Source organism: Pseudomonas sp. MPB26, assembly GCF_046605355.1.
GTDB classification, from domain to species: domain Bacteria; phylum Pseudomonadota; class Gammaproteobacteria; order Pseudomonadales; family Pseudomonadaceae; genus Aquipseudomonas; species Aquipseudomonas cedrina.
In genome coordinates, this window is record NZ_CP176793.1 from 4,651,092 (window position 1) to 4,669,331 (window position 18,240).

16 protein-coding genes are annotated in these 18,240 nt (G+C 61.7%); 10 read left to right on the top strand and 6 right to left on the bottom strand.

Going from position 1 to position 18,240, the window contains the following annotated elements; all coding sequences use genetic code 11:
• Positions 1–23: 23 nt before the first annotated feature.
• Both htpG and ACLH0H_RS21550 read left to right on the top strand, forming a co-directional pair.
• Positions 24–1,928, top strand: coding sequence for a molecular chaperone HtpG (gene htpG, locus ACLH0H_RS21545; protein ID WP_411379543.1), 1,905 nt, complete (start codon positions 24–26; stop codon positions 1,926–1,928).
• Positions 1,929–2,124: 196 nt separating this feature from the next.
• The gene (locus ACLH0H_RS21550) at positions 2,125–2,853 is read left to right on the top strand and encodes a dienelactone hydrolase family protein (RefSeq protein WP_411379544.1); all 729 of its coding nucleotides are present in this window, start codon (positions 2,125–2,127) and stop codon (positions 2,851–2,853) included.
• 112 nt (positions 2,854–2,965) lie between these two features.
• Here the strand turns inward: ACLH0H_RS21550 and ACLH0H_RS21555 are convergent, their stop codons facing one another.
• Positions 2,966–3,832 (bottom strand): pirin family protein, encoded by an 867-nt coding sequence (locus tag ACLH0H_RS21555; protein WP_411379545.1) that lies wholly within the window; start codon positions 3,830–3,832, stop codon positions 2,966–2,968.
• 158 nt (positions 3,833–3,990) lie between these two features.
• On the opposite strand from ACLH0H_RS21555, the gene ACLH0H_RS21560 reads away from it, so the two are divergent.
• Positions 3,991–4,992, top strand: a complete 1,002-nt coding sequence (locus ACLH0H_RS21560) for an amidohydrolase family protein (RefSeq protein WP_411379546.1) — start codon at positions 3,991–3,993, stop codon at positions 4,990–4,992.
• Positions 4,993–5,180: 188 nt separating this feature from the next.
• Here the strand turns inward: ACLH0H_RS21560 and fabB are convergent, their stop codons facing one another.
• The 5 genes from fabB to ACLH0H_RS21585 form a co-directional block, all read right to left on the bottom strand.
• Positions 5,181–6,401: a beta-ketoacyl-ACP synthase I gene (gene fabB, locus ACLH0H_RS21565; protein ID WP_076950492.1), complete on the bottom strand. Its 1,221-nt coding sequence runs from the start codon at positions 6,399–6,401 to the stop codon at positions 5,181–5,183.
• An 11-nt stretch (positions 6,402–6,412) separates the two neighbouring features.
• On the bottom strand, positions 6,413–6,928 hold the full coding sequence (gene fabA / locus ACLH0H_RS21570; protein WP_076950493.1) for a 3-hydroxyacyl-[acyl-carrier-protein] dehydratase FabA: 516 nt from the start codon (positions 6,926–6,928) through the stop codon (positions 6,413–6,415).
• Between the two features lie 249 nt (positions 6,929–7,177).
• On the bottom strand, positions 7,178–9,079 hold the full coding sequence (locus ACLH0H_RS21575) for an ATP-binding protein (RefSeq protein WP_411379547.1): 1,902 nt from the start codon (positions 9,077–9,079) through the stop codon (positions 7,178–7,180).
• The gene (locus ACLH0H_RS21580) at positions 9,076–10,005 is read right to left on the bottom strand and encodes an ABC transporter substrate-binding protein (protein ID WP_411379548.1); all 930 of its coding nucleotides are present in this window, start codon (positions 10,003–10,005) and stop codon (positions 9,076–9,078) included. The genes ACLH0H_RS21575 and ACLH0H_RS21580 overlap by 4 nt, the downstream gene beginning before the upstream one ends.
• Position 10,006: 1 nt before the next feature.
• On the bottom strand, positions 10,007–12,139 hold the full coding sequence (locus ACLH0H_RS21585) for a TonB-dependent receptor plug domain-containing protein (RefSeq protein WP_411379549.1): 2,133 nt from the start codon (positions 12,137–12,139) through the stop codon (positions 10,007–10,009).
• 195 nt (positions 12,140–12,334) lie between these two features.
• On the opposite strand from ACLH0H_RS21585, the gene ACLH0H_RS21590 reads away from it, so the two are divergent.
• The 7 genes from ACLH0H_RS21590 (at position 12,335) to ACLH0H_RS21620 (ending at position 18,224) form a co-directional block, all read left to right on the top strand.
• Positions 12,335–13,360 carry an NAD(P)H-dependent glycerol-3-phosphate dehydrogenase gene (locus ACLH0H_RS21590; RefSeq protein ID WP_076950496.1) on the top strand — a complete coding sequence of 342 codons (1,026 nt, stop codon included), beginning with the start codon at positions 12,335–12,337 and terminating at the stop codon, positions 13,358–13,360.
• 10 nt (positions 13,361–13,370) lie between these two features.
• Positions 13,371–13,718, top strand: coding sequence for a DUF4389 domain-containing protein (locus tag ACLH0H_RS21595; protein ID WP_186692899.1), 348 nt, complete (start codon positions 13,371–13,373; stop codon positions 13,716–13,718).
• A complete protein-coding gene (gene sixA, locus ACLH0H_RS21600; protein WP_411379550.1) occupies positions 13,715–14,164 on the top strand; it encodes a phosphohistidine phosphatase SixA in 450 nt (149 codons plus the stop codon). The genes ACLH0H_RS21595 and sixA overlap by 4 nt, the downstream gene beginning before the upstream one ends.
• A gap of 76 nt (positions 14,165–14,240) precedes the next feature.
• Positions 14,241–14,684 (top strand): hotdog fold thioesterase, encoded by a 444-nt coding sequence (locus ACLH0H_RS21605; RefSeq protein ID WP_411379551.1) that lies wholly within the window; start codon positions 14,241–14,243, stop codon positions 14,682–14,684.
• Between the two features lie 967 nt (positions 14,685–15,651).
• Complete coding sequence (locus tag ACLH0H_RS21610; protein WP_411379552.1) at positions 15,652–16,455, top strand: alpha/beta fold hydrolase; 804 nt, start codon at positions 15,652–15,654, stop codon at positions 16,453–16,455.
• Positions 16,452–17,306, top strand: coding sequence for an alpha/beta hydrolase (locus ACLH0H_RS21615; RefSeq protein ID WP_411379553.1), 855 nt, complete (start codon positions 16,452–16,454; stop codon positions 17,304–17,306). Before ACLH0H_RS21610 ends, ACLH0H_RS21615 begins: the two co-directional genes overlap by 4 nt.
• Before the next feature lie 102 nt (positions 17,307–17,408).
• Complete coding sequence (locus tag ACLH0H_RS21620) at positions 17,409–18,224, top strand: DUF4892 domain-containing protein (RefSeq protein WP_411379554.1); 816 nt, start codon at positions 17,409–17,411, stop codon at positions 18,222–18,224.
• Positions 18,225–18,240 lie beyond the last annotated feature (16 nt).

The following is an 18,240-nucleotide window of genomic DNA, read 5'->3' on the forward strand; positions in this document are numbered from 1 at the left end:
CATCCAATTGGAGTTTGATGACCATGAGTGTGGAAACTCAAAAGGAAACCCTGGGCTTCCAGACCGAGGTGAAGCAACTGCTGCACCTCATGATCCATTCGCTGTATTCCAACAAGGAAATTTTCCTTCGCGAATTGATCTCGAACGCCTCTGACGCTGTCGACAAATTACGTTTTGAAGCTCTGTCCAAGCCTGAGTGGCTGGAAGGTGGCGCCGAACTGAAAATCCGTGTGAGCTTCGATAAAGACGCCAAGACCGTCACGATCGAAGACAACGGCATCGGCATGAGCCGCGAAGACGCGATTACCCATTTGGGTACGATCGCCAAATCCGGCACCGCTGATTTCATGAAGAACCTCACCGGCGATCAGAAGAAGGATTCGCACCTTATCGGTCAGTTCGGCGTGGGCTTCTATTCGGCCTTTATCGTTGCCGACCAGGTCGAAGTGTTCACCCGTCGTGCCGGCCTCGACGCCAGTGAGGGCGTGCACTGGGCCTCCAAGGGCGAGGGCGAGTTCGAAATCGCTACGGTCGACAAGGCTGAACGCGGTACCCGCATCGTGCTGCACCTCAAAGATGCTGAAGACGAATTCGCCGATGGCTGGCGTCTGCGCAACATCATCAAGAAGTACTCCGACCACATCGCCTTGCCGATCGAGCTGCCCAAAGAACAAGCGGCCGCCGAAGGCGAAGAGGCCCCTGCCCAGGAATGGGAAGTGGTCAACCGCGCCAGCGCCCTGTGGACCCGTCCGCGTACCGAGATCAAGGACGAGGAATACCAGGAGTTCTACAAGCACATCGGTCACGATTACGAGAACCCGCTGAGCTGGAGCCACAACAAGGTGGAAGGCAAGCTGGAATACAGCTCGCTGCTCTACGTACCGGCCCGTGCGCCGTTCGACCTGTACCAGCGTGAAGCGCCCAAAGGCCTCAAGCTTTACGTGCAGCGTGTGTTCGTGATGGACCAGGCGGAATCCTTCCTGCCGTTGTACCTGCGCTTTATCAAGGGCGTGGTCGACTCCAACGACCTGTCGCTGAACGTGTCGCGGGAGATCCTGCAGAAAGACCCGATCATCGACTCCATGAAGTCGGCGCTGACCAAGCGCGTGCTCGACATGCTGGAAAAGTTGGCGAAGAACGAGCCTGAGCAATACAAGAGCTTCTGGAAAAACTTCGGCCAGGTCATGAAGGAAGGCCCGGCGGAAGATTTTGCCAACAAGGAAAAAATCGCCGGCCTGCTGCGTTTTGCCTCGACCCAAGGCGACGACGGCGAGCAGGTTGTGTCGCTGGCCGAATACCTGGCCCGCGCCAAGGAAGGCCAGGACAAGATCTACTACCTGACCGGCGAAACCTATGCCCAGGTCAAGAACAGCCCGCACCTGGAAGTCTTCCGCAAGAAAGGCATCGAAGTGCTGCTGTTGACCGACCGTATCGATGAGTGGCTGATGAGCTACCTCACCGAGTTCGATGGCAAGTCCTTTGTCGACGTGGCTCGTGGTGACCTCGACCTGGGTAACCTGGACTCCGAGGAAGAGAAGAAAGAAGCCGAAGAAGTCGCCAAGTCCAAAGAAGGCCTGGTTGAGCGAATCAAGGCGTCCCTGGGTGATGCGGTCAGCGAAGTGCGGGTTTCCCACCGCCTGACCGATTCCCCGGCGATCCTGGCCATCGGCGAACAGGACCTGGGCATGCAGATGCGCCAGATCCTCGAAGCCAGCGGTCAGAAGGTGCCGGATTCCAAGCCGATCTTCGAATTCAACCCGGCTCACCCGTTGATCGAGAAACTCGATGGCGAGCAGAGCGAAGAGCGCTTTGGCGACTTGTCCCACATCCTCTTCGACCAGGCGGCACTTGCTGCCGGCGACAGCCTCAAGGACCCGGCCGCTTACGTGCGCCGACTGAACAAGCTGTTGGTTGAACTGTCGGTTTAACACCGTTGTAGAAAAAACCCGCTTCGGCGGGTTTTTTCGTTAAAGCTGTACCGCTTCCCTGTAGGAGCGAGCTTGCTCGCGAAAAACTCAAGATCACCGCGTTTATCCAGGATACCCGCGTCATCGTTGATGTTTTTTCGCGAGCAAGCTCGCTCCTATAGAAAGCATCGTTAACCCATCTCAACTGGAGTAAATGATGAGCCAAGTCACTGTGCGTTCCGTGGTCTATCAGATTGATGGCCAGTCCTATGAAAGCCGTCTGGCGTTCGATGCCAGCCATAAAGGCCCGTTGCCAGGCCTGTTGATGGCGCCGAACTGGATGGGGGTGAGTGCGGGTGCTGAAGACATCGCCAAGAGCGTGGCTGGCAAAGGCTACGTGGTGCTGATTGCTGATTTGTACGGGCAAAGCGTGCGTCCGTCGAACGGCGATGAAGCCGGTGCCGCGATGATGCCGTTGAAAAACGACCGCGCGTTGCTGAACAAGCGTATGCAGGCGGCCTTCGAACAACTGCAAGGCCAGGCCGAAGCGGCTGTCGATACGTCGAAGCTGGCAACCTTTGGTTTCTGCTTCGGGGGATGCTGCTCCCTGGAACTGGCGCGTACCGGTGCGCCAGTCAAGGCTGCTATTTCGTTCCATGGCACCCTGGACACGCCGAACCCGGCGGATGCCAAAAACATCAAGGGTTCAGTGCTGGTGCTGCATGGCGCGTCCGACCCGTTGGTGCCCAAGGAACAGCTGCCGGCGTTCGAAGATGAAATGAACGCAGCCGGTGTGGATTGGCAATTGCTGAGCTATGGCGGCGCGGTGCATTCGTTTACCGATCCGCAGGCGAATGTGCCGGGCAAGATGATGTATGACGCCAAGACGGCTGAACGGGCCTTCCGGTCGATGCATAACTTGTTGGATGAAGTGTTCAAGGGCTGATTCTTCAGCGCCTGTTCCGGCCTCTTCGCGAGCAAGCCCGCTCCCACATTTGTACCTCATTCCTACAGGGAAAATGCGGTCCGAACTGTGGGAGCGGGCTTGCTCGCGAAAGCTATCTCACCGGCAGCTCAATTCTTTCAGACTCGCCCGGCACCGTCGGCCAATCCCCCGCCGCCCAACGCTGCCGGGCCTGCTCGATCACCGCAGGATCACTCGCCACAAAATTCCAATTGATCCGCCGCGGCCCATCCAGCGGCGCGCCGCCGACCATCACCAGATGGCAATCACTCTCGGCGAACAGCGTCAGCTCCTGCCCGGCCGGCAACACCACCAGGCTGTGGACTTCCAACGCCTGGCCCTCCAATTGCGCCTCACCTTCCAGCACATACACCGCGCGTTCCTCATGCTCATCCGGGATCAGCAATGTGGTGGCCGTCTGCATCTGCACTTCGGCATACAACGTGAGCGACAGCACCGGCACCGGCGATCTGAGGCAGAACCCACTGCCCGCGATCATGCGAATCCGTACGCCCAGATTGTCACTCACCGGCAGGCTCGCGGCCGGGTGATGGCTGTAATGCCCCGGCCCTGTCTCGTGGTGCCTGGGTGACGCCAGCCATACCTGCAGGCCATGCAGGCAGAAACCACTGGCCTTGAGGGCTTCGGGCGTCCGTTCGACGTGGGCGATCGCGCTGCCGGCGGTCATCCAACTGACGTCACCGGCCTGCACCACCTGGTCCGAGCCCAGGCTGTCCTTGTGCTGCAAGGCGCCGTCGAACAGATAGGTGAGGGTGCTCAGCCCGATATGCGGATGCTGGCGGATGTTCATGCCATCGCCCGCTGCATAGCGGGTGGGCAGCATATGGTCGAAGAACACAAAAGGCCCCACGCTGCGGCACGCCCGCGAGGGCAGCGGGCGCAGGATAGGTTGGCCTTCGACATCTTCGGGGCGAGGACGGATCACGGTGAAGGGGGGCATGGTGCATCCCAGTCTGAGCAGGTTGGATGAGGCCGAGCATAACCCGCTCGGCAGGAGGTTGCCGCTATTGGCTGAAGGCGCCTTCCGATGTTCCGCGTGGATGAACCCTGGCATGCCGCGCAAGGTCTACCCGTATCAGCTCTTATCGAGGTTTTACCGTGCCCTGGACTCGCCTGACCTTTGCCCTGTTGCTCGCCGCCAGCAGCCTTGCCGTGCACGCTCGCGACTATGCCTACAGTGATGCTCACCTGCACTACGTCGATTTCTTCCAGGAAACGGCCGGCATGGACAAGCTGCTCAAGGCGATGGCCGACAACCGCATCGAACATGCGATGATTTCCGGCATTCCCGTCGCGAAGAAATGGCACGAAGACGAACCCAAGCGCCCTCGCTACTACGCCGGTGACGACGCCGATGCCTACTGGTACAGCGCCACCGACGTGATCGTCGCGGCGGCGGTCAGCAATCTGACTCCTGAGCAGCGCTCGCACTTTCATCCGTTTCTGTCGGGCTTCAACCCCAACGACAAGAACTCGGATGCGCATATCCAGCGCATGCTCGACCTCAACCCGGGCCTGTGGCAGGGCATTGGTGAAGTCTTCACCCGCCATGATGACCTCACGGCTCTCACGGCGGGCGACACCCCGCGCGCCAATAACGAGGCCATGACCCGTATCTATCACCTGGCGGCGGAGAACGATTTGCCGGTGATGCTGCATTCCAACATCACCTCCAAGCGCGAGCGTAACCCGCTGTACCTGGCTGAAGTGGAGGAGCCACTGCGCAACCATCCGCACACGCGCTTCATCTGGGCCCATGCCGGCACCAGCAAGGAGATTCATCGCCACCAGGTGCAGATGGACTTTTTGCTGCCGACCTTGAACCGCATGCTGCAGGCTTATCCGAACCTGTACATCGACCTGTCCTGGAGCATGCTCACGCCGTATCTGCTCGATGACACAGGTCAGCCCCGGCCTGAGTGGGTCAAGCTGGTGGAGCGCTTTCCCGACCGGTTCATGTTGGGCTCGGATGTAGTAGGGCGTTTCAACAAGCTGGGCAAGGAAATGCGCCGCTTTGACCCATTCCTCGATGCCTTGCCTGAGGACGTTGCGCGCAAAGTGGCGCGGGATAACTTTCTGGCTGTCCTGCCCAAGCGCTGAAGGCCACGATTTAGGTATGGAGCTGGAAGCCGAGTCGCTTTCATCGCAGGCAAGCCAGCTCCCACATTTGAAATGCATTCCCCTGTGGGAGCTGGCTTGCCTGCGATGAAGACGACTCGGTCTGGGTCAATCACCCACAAAAAAGCCCCGAACCAGTCGGGGCTTTTTATGGGATCAAGCTACAGGCCTTACTTGCCCTGCCAGCGTTTCAGCACGAGCGTGGCGTTGGTGCCACCGAAGCCGAAGCTGTTGCTCATCACGGTGTCGATCTTGGCGTTTTCAACGGTTTTGGTCAGGATCGGCATATCGGCCACGACCGGATCAATCTCGTCGATGTTGGCCGAGCCGGCCATGAAGTTACCTTCCATCATCAGCAGGCAGTAGATCGCTTCGTGAACGCCGGCGGCGCCCAGGGAGTGACCGGACAGGCTCTTGGTGGAGCTGATGGCCGGGGCCTTGTCGCCGAATACCGCGCGTACGCCTTCCATTTCCTTGGCGTCACCGACCGGAGTCGAAGTGCCGTGGGTGTTCAGGTAGTCGATCGGGGTATCCACGGTGGACATGGCCATCTGCATGCAACGGATGGCGCCTTCACCGCTTGGGGCAACCATGTCGTAGCCGTCGGACGTCGCGCCGTAGCCGACGATTTCCGCGTAGATCTTGGCGCCACGGGCCAGAGCGTGCTCCAGCTCCTCGACCACCACCATGCCGCCACCGCCGGCGATGACGAAACCGTCACGCTTGGCGTCGTAGGCACGGGAAGCCTTTTCCGGGGTTTCGTTGTATTGGGTAGACAGCGCGCCCATGGCGTCGAACAGGAACGATTGGCTCCAATGCTCTTCTTCACCGCCGCCGGCGAACACGATGTCCTGCTTGCCCAGCTGGATCTGCTCAACGGCAGTCCCGATGCAGTGGGCGCTGGTGGCGCACGCGGACGAGATCGAGTAGTTCACACCCTTGATCGCGAACGGTGTCGCCAGGCAGGCCGAAACGGTGCTGCCCATGGTCCGCGTAACGCGGTACGGGCCGACGCGCTTCACGCCTTTTTCGCGCAGGATGTCCAGCGCTTCCATCTGGTTGAGGGTCGATGCGCCGCCGGAGCCGGCGATCAGGCCGGTGCGTACGTTCGATACCTGGTCGTCGCTCAGGCCGGAGTCGGCGATCGCGTCTTTCATCGCCAGGTAGGCGTAGGCGGCAGCGTGGCCGACGAAGCGATAGATCTTGCGATCGATCAGCTCTTCGAGGGGCAGGTCGATGGAGCCGGAAACCTGGCTACGCAGACCCATTTCGGCATATTCCGGGTTGAAGCGGATGCCAGGGCGACTTGCACGCAGGTTAGCGGTGACGGTCTCTTTGTCATTGCCCAGGCAAGAAACGATACCCAGACCAGTGATAACGACGCGGCGCATGCGGATAACCCTTAAAAGTTGTCAGTGGAAGTGAATACGCCAACCCGAAGGCCTTCGGCAGTATAGATCTCGCGACCGTCGACAGTCACCGAACCGTCGGCGATGGCCAGGTTCAGCTTGCCCTTGAGGACGCGCTTGATTTGAATGTTGTAGGTGACTTTCTTGGCGGTCGGCAGGACCTGGCCAAAGAACTTCACTTCACCCGAACCCAGGGCGCGACCGCGACCCGGCAGGCCTTGCCAGCCCAGGTAGAAGCCGACCAGTTGCCACATGGCGTCGAGGCCCAGGCAGCCTGGCATCACCGGGTCACCTTCGAAATGGCAGGCGAAGAACCAGAGGTCCGGGGTGATATCCAGCTCGGCGACCAATTCACCTTTGCCGTACTTGCCACCTTCTTCGCTGATATGGGTGATGCGATCCACCATCAGCATGTTCGGGGCGGGCAGTTGCGCGTTACCTGGGCCGAACAGCTCACCGCGACTGCAGCGCAGCAGTTCTTCCCGAGTAAAGGCGTTTTGTTTGGTCATGCGAGCTCCTCAATAATCCCATGCGGCAGGGTAGGGCAAATCTTCCCGAACCGAATGAAGCGTTCATGCCTCATGTCGGCAGCCTACACATAGACTATTGCGTTGTAGTGAAAGTCACAGCGGCAAGGTACTCAATGTACACTTGTTCACTGAAATGTTAAACCGGGCCCGTTTATGGGCTCGTTCGGGTGCCTAAGACTGCCGCACTTTCGCCTTTCACGCCAGTCAGAGTTGGCTGATGGCGCGGCGCTATTGCACCCAACGCTGCAGGATTTGCTGCAAATCCGTGCGTTTGAACGGCTTGGCCAGGTAATCGTTCATTCCTGCTTCAAGGCAGGCTTCACGGTCGCCCTGCAAGGCATTGGCGGTCAGGGCGATGATCGGCAGATCGGCGCAACCCGGCAACTGGCGAATCCGCCGGGTGGCCTCGTAGCCATCGATCAGCGGCAGCCGGCAATCCATCAGGATCGCCGTGAAAATCAGGCTTTCGGCGCTGCGGATCGCCTCGGCACCGTCGGTGGCCAGGCTCACTTCAAAGCCCAGGCTGCGCAGCATGGCTTCGACCACGGTGCGGTTGACCGGGTTGTCTTCCACCAGCAATACATGGCGGCCATTGCCCGCGCCGGCTTTGCCGTCGGCGTCGCTGGCGATGCTCGGTACGCTGTGCTGGTCAATGGCCAGGGGAATTTCCAGGGTGAACACCGAGCCGCGGCCCTCTTCGCTCTGGGCACGCAGGGTGCCGCCCATGCGCTCGGCGAGAGTGCGGGCGATGGGCAGGCCCAGGCCGGTGCCGCCGTAACGTCTTGAAATGGAACTGTCCGCCTGCTGGAACGCATCGAACATCAATTCCAGGCGCTCGGCGGATATCCCGATGCCGCTGTCGCGCACGGTGCAGGTGAACCACAGCAGTTCATGGTCGAGGGTCTGCCACTGCGGTTCGACGTTGACACTGCCGTGCTCGGTGAACTTCAACGCGTTGCCGATCAGGTTCACCAGGATCTGGCGGATACGCGTCGGGTCACCCTGCACGCGCAGGGCGTCCATTCCTTGCGGGATCGACAGCGTCAGCGCCAACCCGCGCTGCTGGGCGCTGTGCTGGAAGGCCTGGGCGCAGCTGTTGATCAGGTCCGCCAGGTTGAACGCAATATGCTCCAGCTCCAGGGCGGCGCGTTCGATCCGCGAGAAGTCGAGGATATCGTTGATGACCTTGAGCAAATGCTCGGTGGACTCGGAGGCCAGCGCCGCATACTCGGCCTGCTCCTCGGTCATTTCGGTGGTTTCCAGCAACTGCAACATGCCCAGCACGCCGTTCATGGGCGTGCGCAGCTCGTGGCTCATCATGGCCAGGAAATCCGACTTGGCGTTGTTGGCGCGCTCGGCCTCTTCGCGGGTCTGGATCAATTGGGCCATGGCCTGCTGCTGTTCACGGCTGGCCTGGTTGAGGCCTGCGGCGAGGTTGTTGATGTGCCGCGACAGATCGCCCAGTTCCGAGTCATCCACGATCGGCAGCGGCGTCTTGTAGTCGCCTTGCTGGATGGCTTTCACCGCATGGCCCATGGCGCTGATCGGCTGCGACAGGCTGGCGGCCAGGCGCCGGGCGAGCAGGAAGGTAAACAACAGGGCGAACAGCGCCAGGATGCCGGCCTTGAACAGGATCTCCTGCTGGCGCTGGCTGAAGGCATCGTTGGACATGCCCACGATCACCCGGCCCAGGTAGTCTGCCCGCGGCGCCTTGGATTCGTTGAGGTTGTCCTGGAAAAAGTCATTGCCCAACTGGATGTGTTGCAGGCGGATCGGCGCCTGGAACACTTTCACCGACAGCGAGCGGTCGTGTTTCTCCGAAGGCTGCTCGACATACACCAGAATATTCTCGCTGCTGTCCTGAATCTCCAGGAAGCGCACATGGGGTGTCGCCAGCGTGGCGCGCAACAGGCTCTCAAGCACCTCATTGTTGCCGGATATCACCCCGTATTCGGTCGCGGGCGCCAGTTGGTTGGCGATCAGCTGGCCGGTGTGATCCAGCTCCTGGCGCAGGTCCTGGATACGCACGAAGGTAAAGAAGCTGATCAACAGCAACGTCAGCAACAGCGCCGGGCCCAAGGTGATGAGCTGGGTGCGGGTGTTGATGTCCCAACGACGACGCAAAGTCATGGGCGTTTTTCTCCTTCGGCCAGTCGCGTGGCGACGCTGGTTTCGTCCACCTGTTCGAGCCCCAGTGAGCGCGCGACTTGGGGGTTGCCCACGATTTTGAAGTGTTCCGGATACAGCGAACGCGGCCAGTTGGCGGGCGGGTGGTCGAGCAGGCGGTCGAGCACGGCCAGCCAGTCGGCCTGGTCGCTGTAGCTGCTGGCCAGGCTGCCGGCCCGCACAAACCCTGCATTCGGGCCCACCAGCGGCAATTGCTGGGCGTAGCTGCTCAGCAGCAGGTTCTTCGCGGTTTTCGGGTTATACAACTGCGGGTCGTCGAGGCCGAGCAGCACATCACTTTTTCTGAACAGGGTCTGCAGCGGCCGGCTGTCGTTAATGTTGTCCCAACGCTGGGGCATGATCTGCAGACCCAGGGGCGCGGCGTGCTGGCGCAGTTCGGGCAGCAGGAATTCACTGTCGGCGCCGTACAGCACGCCGATGCGCTGTGCCTGGGGCAGGATGCTGGCGATCAAGCGCAATTGGCGCGCCAGCGGTGGGTCGCTCCACAACAGGCTGATGCGCGGGTGTTGCGTTGCGCCCAGGCGCTGATGGGCTTGCAGGCGGCTGATGCGCAGCACCAGGGTCGGCGGGCCCTGGGCGTCCTGCAAGCGCCAGTCGAGGCTGGGCAGGTCGAGCAGGATCAGGCGTGTAGTGGCTGGCAGTCGGCCGGGTGCCGGCAAGTCATTGAGGACGGTGAAGGTGACCGTGTCTTCGGGGCGTTGCCGGGCCAGGGCCTGGGTGAAGTCCTGGACCCCGGTGCTGTCTTCGGCGGCGGTCAGCAGGATATCGGCGCTCCAGGCCGGCGCGGCCGCTAGCAGGCAGACGAGCAGCACCGCGCGTCGCCAGAGCGTATTGAGGGGAAAGCAAGTCATCCGTGACAAGTCGCCCATGTCAGAACTCTAACTCTGCGCTGAAATAGAGTACCTGGCGATGGTCGTAATTGTTGTCGGCCAAGGTGGTGGGTTGGTTATCGAGGCGTTGTTGCAGCATGCCCGCCAGCTCCACGTTGGCGTTGCCCAGGGCAACGCGCTTGGCCACCCGCAGGTCGACCCGTTCGAAGCGATACTCGTTGAGTGCGTCATCGCCATAGTAGAACAATGCGCTGGACCAGCCCTGGCCCCATTCACGCAACCAGCCGGCCGAGCCGCTGTTACGTGCGGTCTGCGCCTTGTCCAGCGGGTTGCTGCTGCTGGCGTCGACGTAGGCATAGGTCAGGCGCAGGCGGTCTGCGTTGCTCACGCGCCAGTCGAACTGGGACTCGGCGCCGGTGAACCGTGCACTGTTGGCATTGCTGGCGATGTACTGGTTATTGCGCAGCGGCGAGCTGATCATGTCGGTGATCTCGTCATAGAACAGTTTCACGTCCATGTTCAGCCCGATGTCGGCGAAGAAGCCGTTGTACCCCAGTTCCCGCGATTTCATCATCTCTTTATTGAGGTTTCCCGGGCCGCGGGTCTTTACGAAGTATTGCCCGGTAGTCTGTCCATAGGCAGGGGAGCTGAGGTTGGTGACGCGATAGCTCCAGTTGACGTTGTTCTCGAACATATCCGGCGAACGGATCGCTTCGGAGTACACCGCGCGCAGGCCGTGGCGCGGGTTGATCAGGTAGTTGACCGCTACCCGCGGCGTCAGCGAGTTGCCGCTCAGATACGTGTCTTCATACATGGCGCCACCCTGCAGCAACCAATGCTCGCTGGCGCGCCACTCCAGTTGGCCGAACAGGCGCCAGGTGGTGTCGTCCAGCGTGCCGTTGAAGTAGGTGTCGGAGTCGGCGCGGTCGTAGCGGTAGTTCATGCCGCTGACCAGGCGCAGGCTGTCGGACAGGCTGAGGGTGTCTTGGACTTCCAGGTCGTAGCGGCTTTCACGGGTGCTCTGGTCGATGTCGCCGCACACGCTTTGGCTGGCGCCGTTGCGCCACTGGTCGAGCACCTGGTTGGCCAAGGCTTGCTCGGCGGCGCTGCCCGGTGGCGCGCTGCCTTGGCTGTAAGTGTCCATGTGCCGGGCCAGTAATTCGGCGTAGTTGGGGTTCATCTGCCACAGTTGGGTCAGCTCGGGGCTGAACGAGACCTTGGCGTCACAGGCTTTCCATATTTGCCGGCGGTCCCACTGCTGCGCCGAGCCTTGGATATACAGGCTGTGGTCAGGGTTGAAGTCAAAGTTCCAGCGCAGGGAGCCGGCGTAGTCCTTGGCTGAGACGTCGGAATTGTTGCCGCCTTCGGTAATACCGGCAAAGACCGGGCTGTAGGTATAAGGACGTTGATTGGTGCCTTCCTTGGCATCCAGTTGCACATCGATGCTCTGTTGCGTGTTCAGCGTCTGGCTGATCGCCAGGCTGAAGCGGTTGAGGCGGCGGCCGTCACGGCGGTCGGCACCGGTGGCATCGCTGTCGAAACCGTCGTCCTGCTGCCCGGAAAGTGACAGGCGCAAGTCGCCGCTGTCCCAGCCGGCGCCCTGGCTGGCATAGAAGTCGTTGATGCCGCGTGCGCCGCGCACCACCTTGAGTCGTGTGCCGTGACTGTTGGCCGGCGAGCGCGTGAGGATGTTGACCACCGCCATCAGGGCATTGGCGCCGTAACTGACGGTGTTGGGGCCACGGAACACTTCGATGCGCTCGATATCTTCCATGGCCACCGGAATGTCGCTCCAGTCCACGGTGGCCAGGCCCGCGCGGTACACCGAGCGGCCATCGATCAATACCTGCATGCGCCGCGCATCGCTGGCACTGGTGCCGTGGTAGTTCACCGCCGCCTGGTTGCCGGTGGTGTAGCCGACCATCATGCCCGGCACCAGGCGCAGCAACTCACTGATGTCCCGCGCGCCGCTGGCCTTGATCAGCTCGCTGTCGATCACGGTCATGCTGCCGGGCACGGCGGCCGCCGATTGCTTGAGGCGCGTGGCGGTCAGCACTTGGGGCAGGGGCTGGCTGTCGAGGAACAAGTCATCGGCCAGCGCCGGGCTGCTGCACAGCGGCATGCCCAACAGCATCAGCCACAGAGATGAACGGGGAGGAGGGCCCAAATACACGGCTCGGCCTTGATAATTGCGGATAGCCGCCCATGTTAACTGAGGTGGGGCCTTTTGCCAGTCGTCGGGCTTGCAATTACTTCACGTAAATGTGGCATTTTCCGACAAACGCACGAATTGATACGGGGGCTGGCCGCCGGCGGGTCGGCCCGTATAATGCCGCCATCGCCACTGGTATGGATTAACGGATTGCATATGACTGAACAGCGCCCTATCGCGGTCCTGGGAGGCGGAAGTTTTGGTACCGCCGTGGCTAACCTGCTAGCCGAGAACGGTCACGCTGTGCGCCAGTGGATGCGTGATCCCGAACAGGCCGAGGCCATCCGGGTGCACCGGGAAAACCCGCGTTACCTCAAAGGCATCAAGATCCATCCAGCGGTCGAGCCGGTCACGGACCTGCTGGAAACCCTCACGGCCTGCGACCTGTGCTTCGTCGCGCTGCCGTCCAGCGCCTTGCGCTCGGTGCTGGCCCCTCATGCCGATCGCCTGGCGGGCAAGTTGCTGGTCAGCCTGACCAAGGGTATCGAGGCGCAGACCTTCAAGCTGATGAGCGAAATCCTCGAAGAGATCGCTCCCCAGGCACGCATTGGTGTGCTGTCCGGGCCGAACCTGGCGCGGGAAGTGGCCGAGCACGCGCTGACCGCCACCGTGGTGGCCAGTGAAGACGAAGCCCTGTGCGAACGCGTCCAGGCCGTGCTGCATGGCCGCACCTTCCGGGTCTACGCCAGCAGCGACCGCTATGGCGTGGAGTTGGGCGGCGCGCTGAAAAACGTCTATGCGATCATTGCCGGCATGGCCGTGGCGCTGGGCATGGGCGAAAACACCAAGAGCATGCTGATCACCCGCGCCCTGGCCGAGATGACCCGCTTTGCAGTGAACCAGGGCGCCAACCCCATGACCTTCCTGGGGCTGGCGGGCGTGGGCGACCTGATTGTCACCTGCTCCTCGCCGAAAAGCCGCAACTACCAGGTGGGTTTCGCCCTCGGCCAGGGTTTGAGCCTGGAAGACGCGGTCACGCGCCTGGGCGAAGTGGCCGAAGGGGTCAATACCCTCAAGGTGCTCAAGGCCAAGGCCCAGGAAGCCGGCGTGTACATGCCGCTGGTCGCCGGGCTGCACGCGATCTTGTTTGAAGGGCGCACCTTGGACCAGGTCATCGAACTGCTGATGCGCGCCGAGCCGAAAACCGATGTCGATTTTATTTCCACCAGTGGTTTCAACTGAGGAAGCGGTCATGAACGATCCGAAAGCAACCCCCAAATACGAATCCATTGCCCTGCGTATCCTGTGGATGCTGGTGTTTGCCCTGGTGTGGCAAGTGGCACAGTTCCTGCTCGGCGCGCTGGTGGTGGTGCAACTGATTTACCGCCTTGTCTATGGCGCACCGAACCTGGGCCTGATGAACTTTGGCGACAGCCTCAGCCAGTTCCTCGCCCAGATCGGCCGTTTCGGCAGCTTCCACAGCGAACAAAAGCCCTGGCCGTTCGCCGATTGGCCGACCCCGCGCGCACCCGAGGGCGAAGCCGCCCACAGCGTGCCGCCGGCGCCGCATCCGGTGCGTGATGAGGAGCCAAAGCTGTGAAGGTGTGGATATTGCGTCATGGCGAGGCCGAAGGGCAGGCGTCAACGGATGCCGAACGCAACCTTACCGAGCACGGCCGCGCCGAAGTATTGCGCAGCGCTGCGCACCTGATCGGCCAGCCCCTCGGTGCGATCATCGCCAGCCCTTATGTGCGGGCACAGCAGACCGCGCACCTGGTGCGCGAGGCCCTGGGTTTCGACGCGGACATTCGTACGGAGCCGTGGCTGACGCCGGAGGGCAATCCATTGCAAGTGCTGGAAAAGCTCGATAGCGATGACAACGTGCTGCTGGTCAGCCACCAGCCCTTGGTGGGCAGCCTGATCAGCTTCCTGCTGCATGGCCATCAGCGTCAGCCGCAGCCGATGTACACCGCCAGCCTGGCGGAGCTGGAGGGGGATTTCCCGCTGGCGGGGCTGATGAGCCTGGTCAGCGTGAAGAATCCATAGGCTTTATTGTTTTTTTGCGTGTGTTATATCTGTGGCAGGATTAGGGCTGTAATAAAACCAATAAAGGACAATTCCCATGAGCCTGTGGCGCACCCAACCGAATATCGAACAACTCAATGCCAGCCAGAAAAACACCATCGGTGAACTGCTGGATATCCGCTTCGAGAGCTTCGACGACGACTCCCTTACCGCCAGCATGGTGGTTGATCACCGTACCCACCAGCCCTACGGCCTGCTGCACGGCGGCGCGTCGGTGGTATTGGCCGAGAGCGTCGGTTCCATGGCCGCGTACTTGTGCATTGATGCGAGCAAGTTCTATTGCGTGGGGCTGGAGGTGAATGCCAATCACCTGCGCGGTGTGCGCAGCGGGCGGGTGACGGCGGTGGCCAAGGCGGTGCATATCGGGCGTACCACCCAGGTGTGGGATATTCGCTTGACCAACGATGATGGCAAGGCCAGTTGCGTCTCGCGTCTGACCATGGCGGTGGTGCCCCTGGGCGAGAATCCGCCGGGGCGGTAGGCAGGCGTTCTGGCCCAGTGTTTTTTGGGGCTTGACCGAGTACATATCCGTTGCTGCGGTAACGGCGGCTAGGGTTCCGCCCTTACGGCGGTCACTTTTGAAGAGCGCAAAAAGTAACCAAAACGCTTCGCCCCACCACTCGGTGCCTCGCCTAGGCTCGGCATGCCCGTAATCCGGCATTGATTTTGGGGGCCGCCGCCACGCGCCATCCATGGCGCGGGCGGCTAACCGGCGTCCTGCCGGTTTACCCCCAAATCACTGTCGAATTCCGGCCAGCGTGGTTGACGGGCGCCCAGATCAAGATCAAAAAAGCGCGGCGGCCTTAGAGCCGACCGGTATTTCATGTCGAACTCGGTCAACACTGTGGGAGCGGGCTTGCTCGCGAATGCGGTGTGTCAGCGAGTGCACCTGTAACTGATCTACCGCCTTCGCGAGCAAGCCCGCTCCCACAGTTTGATCTCCATACATCAGGAAGACTCCAGACTGCTCTGGCTCTGGCTCTGGCTTTTGATCTTAGGCGCCCCATCAACCACGCTGGCCGAACGCAGGTTTGAATCCGTGGGTAACCCGGCAGGACGCCGGGTTAGCCGCCCCGCGCCATGGATGGCGCGTGGCGGCGGCCCACGGATTCAAGTCTGCGTTCGGGCACACCGAGCCTAAGCGAGGTGCCGAGTGGTGGGGCAAGAGCGTTTTGCTTACTTTTGCGCTCTTCAAAAGTGAGCCGCCGTAAGGGCGGAACCAATAGCCGCCGTTACCCATATAACGGATATGTACCCGCTCAACCCCAAAAGCCTGGTCGGCCCGAAGGCCGCCACGCAAGCTCCCTCGCCACTCACCACAGAAAGTCGTATCGAGACCATGCCGCGATAGACATGGCGTGAGTGTCACCCTTCCTGGCAGTTACAGTCATTGCCGTACCCGCCGCGCATGGTGACAATCAACCTCTGTTTTCGTCGATGGATCCGGTATGTCGCAGCCTGTGTTTTTCGCCCACGCCAATGGCTTCCCTTCGGCCACCTACGGCAAATTGTTTGCTGCGCTGGCCCCGGAATACGCGGTGGCGCACCTGCCGCAGCACGGCCACGACCCCAGGTTTCCGGTGGACGATAACTGGCAGAACCTGGTGGACGAACTGATCCATCATCTGAAGCAGCAACCGCAACCGGTGTGGGGCGTGGGCCATTCCCTGGGTGGCGTGTTGCATCTGCACGCGGCCATGCGGTGCCCGCAGTTGTATCGGGGTGTGGTCATGCTGGATTCTCCGGTGCTGACCCGCGCCGACCGCTGGGTAATCCGCGCGGCCAAGCGCTTGGGCTTTATCGATCGACTGACCCCGGCCGGGCGCACACTCGGCCGGCGTGAAGAATTCAGCGACCTGGACGCCGCGCGCAGCTATTTCGCCGGCAAGACCCTGTTCCGAGGCTTTGACCCGGACTGCTTCGACGCCTACCTGCAGCACGGCCTGCACCCAGTGGGCGACCGCCTGCGCCTGCGCTTCGACCCGGCCACCGAGATCAGCATCTACCGTGGCGTGCCTCACACCAGTCCCGGCCAGGTGCGCCTGTTGAACATCCCGTTGGCGGTGGTGCGCGGTCGCCAGAGCCGCGTGGTGATGCGTCACCACGCCAGTGGCGTGGGGCGCCTGCCCCTGGGCGAAATGCTCACCATGCCCGGCGGCCACATGTTCCCGCTTGAGCGCCCCCAGGACACCGCGACCTTGATCAAGCAGCTGCTCTCCCGCTGGCAAGCCCGCGAGCGCAGTTGCGCATGAGCACGGCGGTCGAAGAAGTGCGCCTGAGCCTGCCGCATATCGAATTGGCGGCGCATCTGTTCGGGCCCGAAGACGGTGTGCCGGTGATCGCCCTGCATGGCTGGCTGGACAACGCCAACAGCTTTGCGCGACTGGCGCCGAAACTGCGGGGCTTGCGCATCGTTGCACTCGACATGGCGGGGCATGGGCATTCGGCGCACCGTCCCGCGGGAGCCGGCTACGCTTTGTGGGATTACGTCTACGACGTGCTGCAAGTCGCCGAACAACTGGGCTGGAAACGTTTTGCATTGCTTGGCCACTCCCTTGGCGCCATCGTCTCCCTGGTGCTGGCTGGCGCGTTGCCGGAACGTGTGACGCACCTGGGACTGATCGACGGTGTGATCCCGCCGACCGCCAGCGGTGAGAACGCCGCCGAGCGCCTGGGCATGGCCTTGCAGGCGCAATTGAACCTGCAGGACAAGCGCAAGCCGGTCTATGACACCCTGGATCGAGCCGTCGAAGCGCGCATGAAAGGCCTGGTGGCGGTCAGCCGTGAAGCCGCCGAACTGCTGGCCCGGCGCGGCTTGATGCCGGTGCCGGGCGGTTACACCTGGCGCACCGACAGCCGCCTGACCTTGGCTTCGCCGATGCGTCTTACCGATGAACAGGCCATGGCCTTCGTGCAAAGGGTGGGCTGCCCTACACAGTTGGTGGTCGCTGCCGACGGCATGCTGGCGAAACATCCCGAATTGCTTTCAAGGCTGCCCTTTACCGTCACCACGCTGCCAGGCGGCCATCATTTGCACGTGAATGATGAATCTGGCGCGGTCCTTGTTGCAGACTGTTTCAATCGGTTCTTCCGTGCGCCTTGACTTGGGGCGGTCAACTGCCGAGGCTGGGCGGATCGAAAGGGAGTCAACCATGAACAACTTCAACATCGCTATGACCAACGTTGGCCAGGGCTCGTTGATCTTATGAGCGTGCGTAACGGATGTTTCCGTATCCTGGGCTTGAGCCTTCTGAGCCCTTTGGTATTCGCCGCCGACATACCGGGTAGCCAGGACTTGCCCGCCGTGGCCCGTCAGGTCGATTCGCAGATCGTTGATTACCGCCCCGCCGAAGACAAAGAACGCATCTACCCCATGGGCGCGATCCGCAAGATCAGCGGCCAGTTGCGCTATGAAGGCCAGGCCACCGCGCGCGGCCAAGCCACCGCCATCACCTATGAGTTGCCCGCCGAACACAGCGCCAGCGCCGCGTTTACCGCCACGCGCGAAGCGTTGCAGGAAAAGGGCGCGCAGTTGTTGTTCTGGTGCAAGGCCCGCGATTGCGGCGAAAGCAGCCTGTGGGCCAATGAGATCTTCGGCAACGCCAAGCTGGTCGGTGCCGACAGCCAGCAGGAATACCTGTTGCTGCGCCTGGCCGAGACCGATTCCCTGGTCGCCCTCTACAGCATCACCCGCGGTAATCGCCGCGCCTATCTGCATGTGGAACAACTGGACGCCAGCGCGCCGCTGGGCGAGCTATTGCCCACCTCGGCCACCCTGTTGCGCGAGCTGAAAAGCACCGGCGAGCTGGACTTCCCCGCATTGGGAGCCGAACCGGATGACACCTGGCTGACCCTGATTTCCCGTGGGCTGAACCTCGATACCACCTTGCGCGTGAGTTTGACCGGCCCGAATGCCGAGACCTGGCGCCTGGCCCTGATCGACAAAGGCGTGCGCGCTGCTCGCCTGGAAACCGGCAACGAGGTTGACGCCAAAGGCCTGCATCTGCATCTGATACGCTAGGCGGGCCAAGGCGAAC